12 protein-coding genes, 2 pseudogenes and 1 riboswitch are annotated in these 12998 nt (G+C 37.7%); of the genes and pseudogenes, 9 read left to right on the plus strand and 5 right to left on the minus strand.

The annotated features are described in order from the left end of the window. Positions 1 to 118 precede the first annotated feature (118 nt). On the plus strand, positions 119 to 1009 hold the full coding sequence (locus tag J2Z23_RS21835; RefSeq protein ID WP_057986537.1) for a hypothetical protein: 891 nt from the start codon (positions 119 to 121) through the stop codon (positions 1007 to 1009). A 164-nt stretch (positions 1010 to 1173) separates the two neighbouring features. Continuing rightward, a complete protein-coding gene (locus J2Z23_RS21840) occupies positions 1174 to 2655 on the plus strand; it encodes an MFS transporter (RefSeq protein WP_209975359.1) in 1482 nt (493 codons plus the stop codon). A 169-nt stretch (positions 2656 to 2824) separates the two neighbouring features. On the opposite strand, the pseudogene J2Z23_RS21845 reads toward J2Z23_RS21840, so the two are convergent. Then, a pseudogene (locus J2Z23_RS21845) lies at positions 2825 to 2956 on the minus strand (helix-turn-helix domain-containing protein); the annotation flags it as partial. 161 nt (positions 2957 to 3117) lie between these two features. Between J2Z23_RS21845 and J2Z23_RS21850 the strand changes: the two are divergent. Then, complete coding sequence (locus tag J2Z23_RS21850) at positions 3118 to 3705, plus strand: P-loop nucleotide/nucleoside kinase family protein (protein ID WP_057986541.1); 588 nt, start codon at positions 3118 to 3120, stop codon at positions 3703 to 3705. Positions 3706 to 3810: 105 nt separating this feature from the next. Further along, positions 3811 to 4512, plus strand: a complete 702-nt coding sequence (locus J2Z23_RS21855; RefSeq protein ID WP_057986543.1) for an SDR family oxidoreductase — start codon at positions 3811 to 3813, stop codon at positions 4510 to 4512. A gap of 129 nt (positions 4513 to 4641) precedes the next feature. Here the strand turns inward: J2Z23_RS21855 and J2Z23_RS21860 are convergent, their stop codons facing one another. After that, positions 4642 to 5820, minus strand: coding sequence for an MFS transporter (locus J2Z23_RS21860; RefSeq protein ID WP_209975361.1), 1179 nt, complete (start codon positions 5818 to 5820; stop codon positions 4642 to 4644). 104 nt (positions 5821 to 5924) lie between these two features. Further along, positions 5925 to 6025, minus strand: a riboswitch (purine riboswitch). 230 nt (positions 6026 to 6255) lie between these two features. On the opposite strand from J2Z23_RS21860, the gene J2Z23_RS21865 reads away from it, so the two are divergent. Further along, positions 6256 to 6762, plus strand: a complete 507-nt coding sequence (locus tag J2Z23_RS21865) for a DoxX family membrane protein (RefSeq protein ID WP_064467624.1) — start codon at positions 6256 to 6258, stop codon at positions 6760 to 6762. Between the two features lie 264 nt (positions 6763 to 7026). Here the strand turns inward: J2Z23_RS21865 and J2Z23_RS21870 are convergent. The 3 genes and pseudogenes from J2Z23_RS21870 to J2Z23_RS21880 all read right to left on the minus strand — a co-directional run. Continuing rightward, positions 7027 to 7234, minus strand: a pseudogene (locus J2Z23_RS21870) (transposase); the annotation flags it as partial. Between the two features lie 328 nt (positions 7235 to 7562). Beyond that, positions 7563 to 8033, minus strand: coding sequence for a DinB family protein (locus J2Z23_RS21875; RefSeq protein WP_057989025.1), 471 nt, complete (start codon positions 8031 to 8033; stop codon positions 7563 to 7565). A gap of 92 nt (positions 8034 to 8125) precedes the next feature. Beyond that, the gene (locus J2Z23_RS21880; protein ID WP_057989027.1) at positions 8126 to 8410 is read right to left on the minus strand and encodes a hypothetical protein; all 285 of its coding nucleotides are present in this window, start codon (positions 8408 to 8410) and stop codon (positions 8126 to 8128) included. Between the two features lie 422 nt (positions 8411 to 8832). Between J2Z23_RS21880 and J2Z23_RS21885 the strand changes: the two genes are divergently transcribed. From J2Z23_RS21885 to glpX, 4 genes are all read left to right on the plus strand, one after another. Further along, positions 8833 to 9912: an AI-2E family transporter gene (locus J2Z23_RS21885; RefSeq protein ID WP_057989029.1), complete on the plus strand. Its 1080-nt coding sequence runs from the start codon at positions 8833 to 8835 to the stop codon at positions 9910 to 9912. Positions 9913 to 10050: 138 nt separating this feature from the next. After that, positions 10051 to 10416: a DUF2188 domain-containing protein gene (locus J2Z23_RS21890; protein ID WP_209975363.1), complete on the plus strand. Its 366-nt coding sequence runs from the start codon at positions 10051 to 10053 to the stop codon at positions 10414 to 10416. A 170-nt stretch (positions 10417 to 10586) separates the two neighbouring features. Further along, positions 10587 to 11405: a S1C family serine protease gene (locus tag J2Z23_RS21895; protein WP_057989032.1), complete on the plus strand. Its 819-nt coding sequence runs from the start codon at positions 10587 to 10589 to the stop codon at positions 11403 to 11405. A 424-nt stretch (positions 11406 to 11829) separates the two neighbouring features. After that, positions 11830 to 12792 carry a class II fructose-bisphosphatase gene (gene glpX, locus J2Z23_RS21900; RefSeq protein WP_057989034.1) on the plus strand — a complete coding sequence of 321 codons (963 nt, stop codon included), beginning with the start codon at positions 11830 to 11832 and terminating at the stop codon, positions 12790 to 12792. Positions 12793 to 12998 lie beyond the last annotated feature (206 nt).

Here is a 12998-nt window from a genome sequence, read left to right on the forward strand (position 1 = left end):
AACCTTAAAATTCAGGGGGTGGCAAGTTTTTTGCATTCATTCCCCTATAAATCAAGGGGTTATTAACTTTTTACTATAGATTATTTGACAATACGGAATTTTAGCCGGGGGGATAAAAATGTCCTTTTTTAAACGAAAAATAAAACTAACCGAGCAGAAAGTGCGAGAGATTGTTCAGAAAGTGGAAAAAACTTATACAGAAAAGGATTTGGAGGAGTTAACCAATTTATTTCATCCAGATCATCGCAAGATCTCCTTTTTAAACCATTTTAGTTTAATGATGGCATTTCAAATTTATAATATTTATTCCGAGATCATCAAGTTAGAAATCCTTGATCTTACGGAGCAGAAAGCGATCTTCACATATACAAGGAAACATTTATATACTTGTATCAATGAGCAAGATGAGAATGGTGAAAATCTCAATAACATTTCCAGTTTCTATGTTCATATTCAAGTAGAAGATAGGCAGATATGGATTACTAAGTACGATAAGTACAGTGAGTTATTTCTCAATCGTGACGGAGAACTATTACCGAATGAGCAAGCTGTTGTTCCTCAAAACGCCCAATTTTTTGGAAATATGAAACGGTTTATTGAACCATTCCAACTGGATGATTTTCAGCCTGCTACGTATCTGCTTTATGAAGATAGCGAGCTGCTAGGATACTACCCTAAAGGGGAACAATATTCCTTTAAAACGACAGAAAAATTTACGATTGACTACTTTACTAAAATGGAGGCAGATTCGATTGCAGATCATACAGAAACATACATAACTGGTAACAGTCTAGAGTATAGTGAAATTGTGGAAATAGATGAAAACCACTCCATTGTAGAAACGAAAATAATGGACGGTTCCAACTTATTACACGAACTTGTGCTAAGTATAATTGCATCAGATGGGTTTTATATGATCCGTTATTTGAAAAATAAGAATAGCCCAATTACAGAAGGAATGAGGGAAAGTTGGATCAAACAAATGAAAACATCGGCAACACGAATTTAGCTTCCTAATTAGAGCTGCTCGATCGAGGATTTTTTATTATTAAAACGGATATCTCAAGTAAACCTCCATTCCAAGGAACTTAGATGAAAAAACTTGAAGAATATTCATAAGAAATGCTGATTATGGGAACATCTAAGGATAGAATACCAAGGAGGAATTCATTAATGAAGCAAGAAAAAGGCAAAAGAAAAAAGAAAAAATACAGAGTACATAAAGACGATATTACGGTTATTGATGCGGATATAGCGAAAAAGGCTGTGGTCGCAACGGCATTAGGCAATGCCATGGAATGGTTTGATTTTGGGATTTATTCATATTTGGTCGTCATTATTGGGCAAGTATTTTACTCAGGTGTAAGTGATTCTGCACAGTTAGTGTTTAGTTTTGGAACATTTGCCGTTGCTTTTCTCGTTCGCCCCATTGGTGGGATGTTCTTTGGCATGTTAGGTGATCGCTTGGGACGAAAGAAAATTCTAGCAGTCACATTGATTATCATGTCCATTGCTACACTTAGTATTGGACTAATCCCCTCATATGCCACATTGGGAATCACTGCACCGATCCTATTACTATGTGCAAGATTGGTTCAAGGATTTTCGGCAGGTGGTGAATATGCTGGTGCTATGACGTTTATCGCAGAATCCACTCCAGATAATAGGCGTGGGTTTATGGCGAGTGGTTTAGAAGTAGGAACTTTAGTAGGGTATATTGCTGGTGCGGGACTAGTGACACTATTAACCTTTATTCTTGGATCAGATAAGATGCTTGATTGGGGCTGGAGAGTCCCATTTTTAATCGCTGCTCCGATCGGAATCATCGGATTGTACTTACGAAACCATCTTGAAGAATCTCCTGCTTTTGCCGCAATGGAAGAAAAGAAGGAAGAGGAAGCAGAGAAGAAACCCCATGTTTCTTTGAAAGAATTGTTTTTGTATCATCGTCGTTCACTTTTGATGTGCTTGGTCTTAGTGTTCTTTTATAATGTGATTGATTATACCGTTTTGACTTATATGCCATCCCACCTAACAGCGGTTTTAGGTTATGGAGAAACAAAAGGATTATTGTTTATTGTCATTGTTATGTTTATTATGATTCCAATCGTATTGGCGATAGGATATTTTGGTGACCGAATTGGTAATAAGCGAATCATTCAAGTAAGTTTGATCGGCATTATCCTATTATCCATTCCTTCCTTTTTATTAATTGGTAGTGGCAATAACTGGTTGGTCTTTTTAGGATTGCTTATATTAGGTGCTTTCTTGGCAGCAATAAAAGCAACGATGACCTCGCAATTACCTTCCCTGTTTTTCACTGAGGTGAGGTATGGAGGTTTGGCTTTTACTTATAATATTTCCGCATCGCTATTTGGGGGTACAGCTCCTTTACTAATTGCCTGGTTAATTAATCTTACGGCAAATCAACTAGTGCCAGCCTTCTATTTAATCTTGGCCTCATTAATTGGGATTGTAGTTGTCACATTATTTCTTAAAAATACTTCAGGAAAGCCACTTCGTGGTTCCCCACCTGCTGTTACTGAAGATCATGATATTAAACAGGTTGTAGAGGACTTAGATGAGGAACTTTGGTGGGGAGAGGAAAAGCAGAAAATCGATAAGAAGATTGAAGAAACGAATACAGAAAAGTGAAGAGAATTTATGCTTGCTGATTAATAAGAATGAGAAGAGGTTGGAATATAACTAAACAATGAATACCCTAAGGTCAAGTATATTTTTGAGCAGGTTATTATGTCGTTTTTTACTGATTGTCCTGCCTCTTCATTTTTCCCAATTCTTATTTATATTTTAATTTGATTAGTTAATTTTCTAATCTCCTTTGGTGGCGGTAATCTCTAGGAGCTAGGTTTGATATCTTTTTGAACATTTTGCCAAAATGAGAAAAGTTATTAAGACCGACTTGAGCAGAAATATCCGTGACACTCAAATCTGTCTTAGTTAGTAATCAGGGTCTTCATTAAAAAGATGATAAAGACAAGGTAGCATAATATGGCCTTTTTACATTGAAGTATCTTGAGAGAATAGAATCTTGATGGTATAGTAATGAAAAGTTCTGTAAACAGACCAAATTGCTGTTCACTGGGGGAATGTGTAATGCCAAAAGTTATTTTTGTTAGTGGAGTTGCTGGAACAGGTAAAACAACTGTTTCAAAATATTTACATAAGTATTTTCCTGCTGTTTATCTTGATAAAGATACAGTTGGCGGGAAATTTAGTGAAAACTTTTTGAAAGCAACAGGTTATGATCCCCAAGATCGGGATTCTAAATATTATAAGCAATATTGCCGTGACCTGGAGTATGATGTAACGATGGATCTGGCAATGGAACACGCAACACTTGGTCTTAATTCGATTCTAATTGGACCATTTACAAAAGAAATTGAAACAGCAGAATGGTTAAACCAGAAGTTAGCTGAATTCGGTCTTTCGCGAGAAGATGTTACAGTCAAGATTCTCTTTGTAACACTGAAGGACACGGATTTGCAAAAAGAACGGATCATTGAGCGTGGAGCAATGGATCGCGATCAGTGGAAGATTGATAACTGGGATGAGTATGAACAAAGTTTAGATCTGCCGATTGTTGCGTGGGGAATCCCTGAATCTGATATTATGGTTTTTGATAATTCAGGGGAATTAACAGAAGAAAAAATAAAAGACGTTGTAGCTTTTATTGAAAGATAAAGTGCCAATATGAACGAAGGACTGAACAAATTAAAGTGGTTTGTTCAGTCTTTTTCAATAGTCCGTGTTAGACTTTTAGTTAAGATTCAAAAGGAGGGATTTGTTGTGGGAAAATTACATGGAAAAGTTGCTATTGTCACAGGGGCTAGTAGTGGTATTGGAGCAGGCATTGCCCGAGAGCTTGCGAGTGAAGGGGCTAATGTGGTTTTAACCGCCCGCCGGCTGGATTTGCTAAAAGAATTAGAAAATGAGATTCACGAACAGGGAAAGGGGAAAGCCCTTGCCATTGAAGCAGATTTGGCCAATAGGGCCGATGTGGAAGAATTGGCAAACAAGGCGAAAAACACCTTTGGAGATGTTGATATTTTTGTGAACAATGCAGGGCAGATGCTTACAGGTACAGTAAGATCTGGGGAAGTAGAAGAATGGGAAAGAATGATTGATGTTAATATCAAAGGAGTTCTATACGGAATTCATTCGGTCTTGCCATCCATGCTTGAGCGATCTACGGGACATATTATTAACATTGCCTCTGTCTCTGGCTTTGAAGTGACGAAGACAAGCACTGTTTATAGTGCAACTAAATTTGCTGTTCGCGCAATTTCGATGGGATTAGAAAAAGAATTAGCGAGAACAGGGGTGAGAGTGACGAATATCTCTCCAGGAATGGTTGCGACACGTTTAAGCAATTCTGCTGGAACAGATCGGAAAAAACTAGAAGTACAAGATATTGCCAAAGCAGTTGTATATGCAGTTACCCAGCCAGATTATGTCAATGTCAATGAAATCACGATCCGGCCAGTGTGATTGAAATAAATAGGAAAACCCCCGGTCATCATTAAGAGTGATTGGGGGTTCTCTTCATTCTAGAAGATTGATTTCTTTCAATAGGCAAAGTAATTTTAAAGCGTGCCAAACTGAACAAAATTCAAAGTTCTATCTAATTCGATTGATCGATTCCGAATGCTGCCATTGTGCAGGAATTTTCAAAGAGACAACTGCACATATAAAGGCAATAACGACTACAATGGAGCCTACCGTAGTAGTACGAGTGACGGATCCCGTGTATTCCATAACTAAGCCGCCAATTCCTGAACCTAGGGCTATTCCGATTTGTAAGGCAGAGTTATTAAAGCTCTGGTGAATATCAGATGTATCTGGATCTGAACGAATAATATAATCTTGTTGGGCGGGATTAATACTCCAACTTAAAGCACCCCAAATCATCATTAATACCAAAAATACGGGGAAGGAAAAGGTAGAATAGGGAAGAATAAGTAGAACAATGGCAAAAGCACCAATGATAAGTAAAATGCTTTTCTGTGATCCAATTCGATCAGCAAGCCCCCCACCTAAAGCTCCGCCACCAACGGCTGCAAGTCCAAAAAGAAAGTAACAAATGCTTACCCAATATTGATTCAAATGCAAAGTTGTTTCCAAAAAAGGAGTAAAATAAGCATATATCGTGTAATGTCCCGCTAACATAAACAGAGTGGCCAAATGGGCGCCAGCAATTTTTTTATTGGCTAATGCTTTAAATTGTACGGACAAAGGCTGGGTATTCTCGGGAGGAATTTTCTCTAAAAATATATAAATAAGTATAAGAGATCCAATGGTGAGAGTAGCAATTCCAAGAAAAACGCTCCTCCAGCCTAGAGCATTTGTAAGGACAATTCCAAGTGGTACGCCTAATACTAATGAAGAACTAATCCCCATATAAATAATCCCTAGTGCTTTTGCTCGATGCTCGGGTTCCACAATCTTTGAGGTAATGGTTAAGGAAAGAACGATGACTAGGGCAGCACTCATAGCTGTAATCACTCTTGCAATCATAATAAATGTAAAGTTAGGGCTGAAATAGGTAATGATATTTCCTATAAAAAATATGAACAATGTTATTAGATACAATTTTTTACGTTCTATTTTCGCTGTTAACGATAAAAGCACTGGGCCAGCAATGGCATATACAAGTGCATAAATAGTAATTAGTTGTCCTGCCGTACCAATCGTTATATGTAAATCATCGGCCATAACAGGTAAGATTCCACCAACAATTAATTCGACCAACCCAACAATAATGGTCGATATGGCAAGAATATATACTTTAAAATTCATAGCAAATCCTCCAAAATCCTTTCTTAAATAGAAAATTGTTAAATGAGTCGGCTGTAAAATACCGTCTTGTGCCATTTTTTGCTTGTGAAGCAGAAAAAATCCCGACTACAAAATGAAATATTTGTAATCAGGATTTAATTGGTTCCTGGTAGAGACCCTCAAACCATATTATTGAGGTTATACACTTAGTTTATTCGAATTTTCCCATTTAGCAATATAACATGTTCATGACTAATTTTCAAGTTTTAAGAAAGTGGCAATTTTGTGTCTGTAAAGAAATCCGCTTGCATATTTAGAGAAAACATAGTATATTAAGAATGTAGAAAGTTAGTGAAATTATTCACAAAGCAAAACAAAAACTTCAGTACAGAGCACTTATATTTTTTTAAAATAACATGTGAATATTTTCACAATATAATAAATGGAGTGATAATCATGAGAAGATGGTATGAAAATCGTTGGGTAGCCATAGTTTGGGCAACATTAAGAATTTGGTTAGGGGTTCAGTGGTTAGAAGCTGGTTGGCATAAATTAGGTGCCTTTGATGCAGGAGGATTTTTACAAGGGGCGTTAGCGAAAGCAGGAGGAGAAGCACCAGTTGTGCAGGGATGGTATGCAGCATTTCTTGAACATATCGCTCTTCCTAATGTGAAGATTATCAATATTGTCATCCCAGCAGGGGAAATTCTCGTTGGTCTTGGATTAATTGTCGGTGCTTTAACCATTCCAGCCTTAATCGCAGGAGCTTTCATGAACTTGAACTTCTTGCTAGCAGGCACGATTAGCACAAATCCAATCTTACTCGCTGTAGCCATTGTTCTCTTATTTGTTATCAACGGAACTGTATATTACGGAGTTGACCGCTTCTTAGTTCCAGCTACAATCAAAAATATGAAGGACAAAAATATCTTTAAAAAATTCCGTGGCATCGCTACACAGTAATAAAAAAGGGGAAAGCTAATAAAAAGCTTTCCCCTCAGAGTGTAGACAAAAGGGTTGGAAATCGCTTTGATTACCAACCCTTTTGCTATTCATACAGGATCATTCTATGAAAAAGAGCCATAAATGCTCTCCTTATGGTTTCTATTACGCCATGGTTGGCGTTTTCCATGTCCAGCTGGCCAGCTTCTTAAGATGTAAGGCAGCAAAAGTCAGCATCGCCTGCATGGACATTTTTTAAAGTCCCCCTGAGGTTGTCCATCGTAATAGGTCTGTATCTGCAAATCGAAGCACATAGTTTTTTCCGAACGTGGAAGATGCCAAAGGTATACTGAATGAATGTCATTCTGATCAGTACGACAAGATCTATGCTGGGTCTCCCAATGGTTGAGTAAAGATCTTCGACTAATGGATAGATAAAGGAGGAATCAATAGCCGCATCCAGTTTGCGCACCAGATGGTCTAGAGGAACCAACTACTCTATTGTCAGTATTTCCAGCTGTTCGCGTTCATTAATTTGATTCTTCGTCATCATATCCATCATTTCATTCAGTTAATAGGAAACACCGTTGATTGGAGCGGAGAGCGGCGACTCCAGCGGGAACAGCGCGAGCTGAAGACCCTGGACTGAGCGCAGGGAGGGAAGCGGCTGAAGCCGTGCCCGCGGAAAGCGTCCGCTCGCAGCGGAAATCAACCTTTCTAGCTTTATCTCTATTTTAAAAGAAAAAAACTGTAGGCAAACACCAAAATTCATGGTGTTTGTCTACAGTCTGGGGGGAAAGCTAATTTTTTGGTTATGGGGATTATTTCATTTCTTTTGTCGGGCCCATTACTCCAGGAACTGGTAATCCGGCTTGACGAAGTAACACTGTCATCTGACCACGATGATGTGTTTGGTGGTCAATAAGAGAGCGCAGTAATTTTCCACGTAACACAGGTCCAACAAAACTATTTACTTCCTCAAGTAAAGATTCGTCTGTTAATTTAGGTCCCTCTATTTTATAAGATTGAATGACTTTTTCATAGGCCTCTACAATTTCAGCTACATCCTTAGGCACCGGTTGATCATGTTGCGGAGCTTCAATTTTTAAGCCAGCAAAATGCCCAAATGCCCCAGCAGCACCAACTAGATGCCAGGCTAACCAACCGAGAGTACTATGATCTTCCACAATGGATTGTTCTAACTTATCGTTCGTCATAGCTTTGAATACGGCTAATGTGCCTTCTGCTGAAGCAGACCAGTCTTCGATAAAATCTTCAACTTTTCGATACATTGGAACACAACCTTCCTAATTCACTATAATTATGTTTATTATAGCGAACTAGAGAGGTTGTGTTCAAATAAGAGAGCCTCAAAGGATAGAAATTATCTTCTATATTCCTTTCCATTTAACAAAATTATAATGACATCATTCATTCGATCTTGTATTGCTGAAGAGGAAGACTTTGAAAATCGCGTGAAGTATAGATACACACTTACATAGTAAACGGCACCAATTGCCAACATAGTCAATCGAAATTGCAAAATACGCAAGGGAGTTGTGATATAACCAAAGATCACAGACAGAAGGAATAGACTAATGATGACAGCAATCCCCAGCAAATATAATCTTATCTCTTTAAAAGACATTTCATCATGTTGTTTATTCATGTTGCCACTCCTTATAAAAGGATGTATGGATCTCTCTAATAAAAAATATGTGTCATTTTAGAAAAAAGAACAATGACGAATTGTCCTATTTTCTAGGGAATAAAAAAGTGTAAAATTTTTAGAGATAAGTAAAGAAATTCTACACTTCAGGTGTTGCTAAGTGATATCCGACTTTAATTAGAAAGCTACTTGTCGCAATAAAGGGACGGCATGTTTTAATTTGCAGAAAAGGTAAGAATGCTCGTCATTTGAACAGGAGAACTCATAAGAAATAACGGTTCGTTTTATATAGAAATAGAAATTGAGTCCCATTTTCTTAAAATTTCCCTATTTAGTTTATGATTCATGAAACTTTTCTTCGACAAGGCCCGTAATTAAACGTATACTTAGATTATTATTTTTTTGCATAGGGAAGTGAGAATTTGACGAAGAAGCTATGGTTCCAGGTTGGGGTCGGCTTGTTATTGGCTATACTGATCATTAAATATTTTATGGAAATTAGCTTTATCTTTTCACCTGTCGTGATTATTGTTAAAGCGATTATTTTGCCATTATTGCTTGGTGGAGTATTGTATTACATGACTGAACCAGTCCAGCGTTTTTTGGAAAAACGGAAAGTTCCACGCTGGGGAAGTATTATCATTATTTTGGTCGGTCTTGTCTTACTAATTTGGCTTTTCCTAGCAATCGTAGGCCCGCCGATTACAAAACAGGTCAATCTTTTAGTCGATAATGCGCCAACGATTACAAAAGAATTAGATGACGTAAAAGATAAGCTGTTGCAGGAAAAAAACAATTTGCCAGATAACTTACAAGAATCGATTAATAGTGCTGCGAATTCCCTTCAGTCAGTAGCGATGAAATTTGGGAAATGGATTGTTCAATTTTTACAATCTTTCTTCCAGGCTATGTTCCTGCTTATACTAGTTCCGTTTTTCTTTATATTCATGTTGAAAGATCATGAAAAATTTGCACCGATTATTTATAATTTCTTTTCTGGAGAAAGACGTATTTGGATTAAAAAGACGATGGGTGACATCGACAATGTGCTACGTTCTTATATACAAGGCCAGCTCTTGATTAGCATTATCTTAGCAACATTGATCTGGATTGGCTACATGGTTTTAGGAGTACAGTATTCCTTACTACTAGCTATCTTCGCCTTATTCATGAATCTAATTCCTTTCGTTGGACCGTGGATTGCTGTAACACCTGCTTTGATCATTGCTTATTTACAGGATCCAAAGCTAGTCATTGGGGTAGCAATTGTCACTTTAGTAGCACAGCAAATTGACAGTAACCTCATCACCCCAAATGTAATGGGGAAAACACTTGATATTCACCCGTTGACTGTGATCACGATTATTTTGGCTGCAGGAAATATTGCTGGATTTCTTGGTATCATTGTCGCCATCCCTGTTTATGCCGTAGCTAAAGTAGTGATCCGGAATGTTTATGAACAACGAAAACAAATAAAAAGCGCAGCAACCAAAGATGTATAAAGTTTGGATGAACCGGGGTTTTTATAACGCAGGGTAAAAATAGCTGATTTCTATATGATAATCCGAATGCCTAAATTTTAAGGGCAATCATGTTTGAAAAAATCCGAATGGGATATGAAAAACTAAGGAGGAATTCATATGTCATGGACAAAGAATGATTACCCAGCAGCTTTTAAAAACGAAACATCTAAGGTACGCAATAAAGCGATTGAAATTGCCAATGCTCTTTTACGAGAGAATTATGATGAAGGGCGAGCAATTTCGATTGGCCTGACCCAAGCGCGTGAATATTATGAAGATGATGCTAAAAATCGGACTCATTATAAAGTGAAAAATGAGAATGATCATTGGAAACTCATCCAATCAGGTAAAAAACAAGCTATTTTCAAAGAAAATAATAAAAAAGATCTCCTTGATAAAGCAAAACCATATGTAACGGATCATGATGGCATTCTCTTTATTTACCATGTAGATGGTTCATTAGAAGATACTTTGTACAAGTGATTTAGCAGCTATGCGAAACCTCTCTACGAATTAGAAATAGTAGAGAGGTTTTAATTATGTACATAACGGATGCCAAATGTTATTTTTTCTATTGTAAAATGGAAGGAAAGTAGCTAATTTGATATAAAAAGATAAAAACTTCGCTTGTTTCCTAAAAAGGGGTGGCTTTTATGGGAAAAGATTATGAAAAAAAGTTTGATAGTCCGGATCATCATTTAATGGAAGATATGGATGAGGAAGAAATGGCCGAACTAGTTCTAGAGGCGCAAAAAGAAGCGCTTTTAAAAGAGCAACAGGAAGAAATAGATCCGCCTCGGAAAAGACGTCTACATAAATGGATTCTTATGCTCATTGTTACCGTTTTTCTCTTAAGTACTTTTTCTCTTTTTATTCAAACCTATTCCATCCCAGCGATAGAATTTTTGCGAGTTTCAGCAAGATTATCACAGGATGAAGATATTAAAATATATAAAAAGTCAGTTGTCACAGTTACAACTGAAGAGAGTAAAGGAACGGGATTTTCCATTTCAAGTGATGGGAAGATCCTTACTAATTATCATGTTATTGAAGGGAATAAAGAAGTGACGATTGCTTTTCCGGAAAATGGCATCTATCGTGCGCAAGTAACAGAAACTTACCCAGAAATGGATTTAGCCCTATTGAAAATAGAGACAGAATCACTGCCATATTTAAAATTAGCTAAACATGCAAAATGGTATAAGGACGATCTAATTACTTTCATTGGGAACCCTCTCCGTCTTCATGGGATTGTTAACGAGGGAACGATTATAGATTCGATAAAATTAACAGATTGGAAAGATGATGTTGTAATGATCAAGGCACCTGTTTATCGGGGAAATAGTGGTAGTCCAGTTCTTAATCAGGACGGAGAAGTGGTAGGAGTAATCTTTGCAACAATGGAGCTACCTGAATATGGAAAAGTAGGACTATTTATCCCGATCGCATTGTATCACGGTATTGCCGAGTAAAAAGTAATAAATGCTTTTCGTTTAAGTATTAGGGAGTAAGAATGCCAACTTAAATTCATTGCCTAACAACTTTTGTATTATCTCTACTAGTTACGTAGCCAATATAGTATTCTTCTAAGATCTGTTAGCTACTTGCAGTAGCGGCAAAAATAACAAAAACTAATTTCAGTATAATGATGTTATGAAGCGACTCTAGCTAAGAAAGGAAAGTTAAACAAAAATATAAACAGATTTATACTCAAAAAAGCAGAAATAAACGGTAGTATTTTACAAACTTCATAGTATAATAATGAGAAGTATTTATTTTTATAGAAGAGGAGGAAAGAGAAAATGACGCTTTAAGAAATCAGATTTTTCATTAAAATCTAATTTCAATTTCGTTTCTTAAGACCTGGCAATCTATTACATATAAGGTGGTTAGATCATGGAGAGAAGCTTGTCGATTGAGTTGGTTCGAGTAACAGAGGCGGCAGCTTTAGCCTCAGCGCGTTGGATGGGAAGAGGAAAAAAAGATGAAGCAGATGATGCAGCAACAACAGCGATGAGGGATGTATTTGACACAATCCCAATGAAAGGGACGGTTGTCATTGGCGAAGGGGAGATGGATGAAGCCCCTATGCTTTATATTGGGGAGAAACTTGGCAATGGATACGGACCACGTGTAGATGTGGCGGTCGATCCGTTAGAAGGAACAGATATTATTTCAATCGGTGGATGGAATGCCCTCTCAGTTATCGCCATTGCGGATCATGGAAATTTACTACATGCGCCAGATATGTATATGAATAAAATTGCTGTTGGCCCCGAAGCTGTTGGGTTGATCGATATTGATGCACCTTTGATTGATAATATTAAGGCTGTGGCAAAAGCGAAGAACAAGGATATTGAAGATGTTGTAGTCACTGTCTTAAATAGACCTAAGCATGAAAAGCTAATTGAAGAATTACGGGACATAAAAGTACGCATTAAGCTTATCAATGATGGTGATGTAGCGGGTGCGATTAATACAGCCTTTGATCATACTGGCGTTGATTTATTGTTAGGGGAAGGTGGTGCCCCTGAAGGCGTTCTTGCCGCAGTCGCATTAAAATGTTTAGGGGGAGAAATTCAAGGGAAGCTATTACCCTCCAATGACCAAGAACTTAGCCGCTGCCAAGGCATGGGCTTGGATGTACAAAGGGTTCTAAGAATGGATGATTTGGTTAAAGGAGATGATGCGATTTTTGCTGCTACTGGCGTTACAGATGGGGAATTATTAAAGGGTGTTCAATTTAAAGGAGACATTGGTACAACGCAATCCTTAGTATTACGATCGAAATCTGGGACTGTTCGGTTTATAGATGGTCGGCATAGTTTAGTCAAAAAGCCTAATCTAGTCATGAAATAAGCGATATTGCATAACCCATTCTGAAGAGGTTCAGATGGGTTATTTTTTAGTGCGCCCGGCATGGGCTATAACTTGGTGGTGAAAGTCCACTAAGGCTTGGCAGTAGGAACTGTTAGCTTAAGGCAAGGGTGTCCACCGTGAGGTGGAATCTGAAGGAAGCCGGCGGCAAAATCCCGAACCGACGGAGAGAAACTGCATATAAGGCT

This window comes from Lederbergia galactosidilytica (assembly GCF_017873565.1).
Lineage (GTDB): Bacteria > Bacillota > Bacilli > Bacillales > Bacillaceae_C > Lederbergia > Lederbergia galactosidilytica.

Excerpts from the sequence above, each read along its gene's own strand:
- glpX (WP_057989034.1), top strand. The coding sequence starts at position 11,830 with ATGGAGAGAAGCTTGTCGATTGAGTTGGTTCGAGTAACAGAGGCGGCA.
- J2Z23_RS21895 (WP_057989032.1), top strand. The coding sequence starts at position 10,587 with ATGGGAAAAGATTATGAAAAAAAGTTTGATAGTCCGGATCATCATTTA.
- J2Z23_RS21840 (WP_209975359.1), top strand. The coding sequence starts at position 1,174 with ATGAAGCAAGAAAAAGGCAAAAGAAAAAAGAAAAAATACAGAGTACAT.
- J2Z23_RS21850 (WP_057986541.1), top strand. The coding sequence starts at position 3,118 with ATGCCAAAAGTTATTTTTGTTAGTGGAGTTGCTGGAACAGGTAAAACA.
- J2Z23_RS21860 (WP_209975361.1), bottom strand. The coding sequence starts at position 5,820 with ATGAATTTTAAAGTATATATTCTTGCCATATCGACCATTATTGTTGGG.
- J2Z23_RS21835 (WP_057986537.1), top strand. The coding sequence starts at position 119 with ATGTCCTTTTTTAAACGAAAAATAAAACTAACCGAGCAGAAAGTGCGA.
- J2Z23_RS21875 (WP_057989025.1), bottom strand. The coding sequence starts at position 8,033 with ATGTATCGAAAAGTTGAAGATTTTATCGAAGACTGGTCTGCTTCAGCA.
- J2Z23_RS21890 (WP_209975363.1), top strand. The coding sequence starts at position 10,051 with ATGTCATGGACAAAGAATGATTACCCAGCAGCTTTTAAAAACGAAACA.
- J2Z23_RS21865 (WP_064467624.1), top strand. The coding sequence starts at position 6,256 with ATGAGAAGATGGTATGAAAATCGTTGGGTAGCCATAGTTTGGGCAACA.
- J2Z23_RS21880 (WP_057989027.1), bottom strand. The coding sequence starts at position 8,410 with ATGAATAAACAACATGATGAAATGTCTTTTAAAGAGATAAGATTATAT.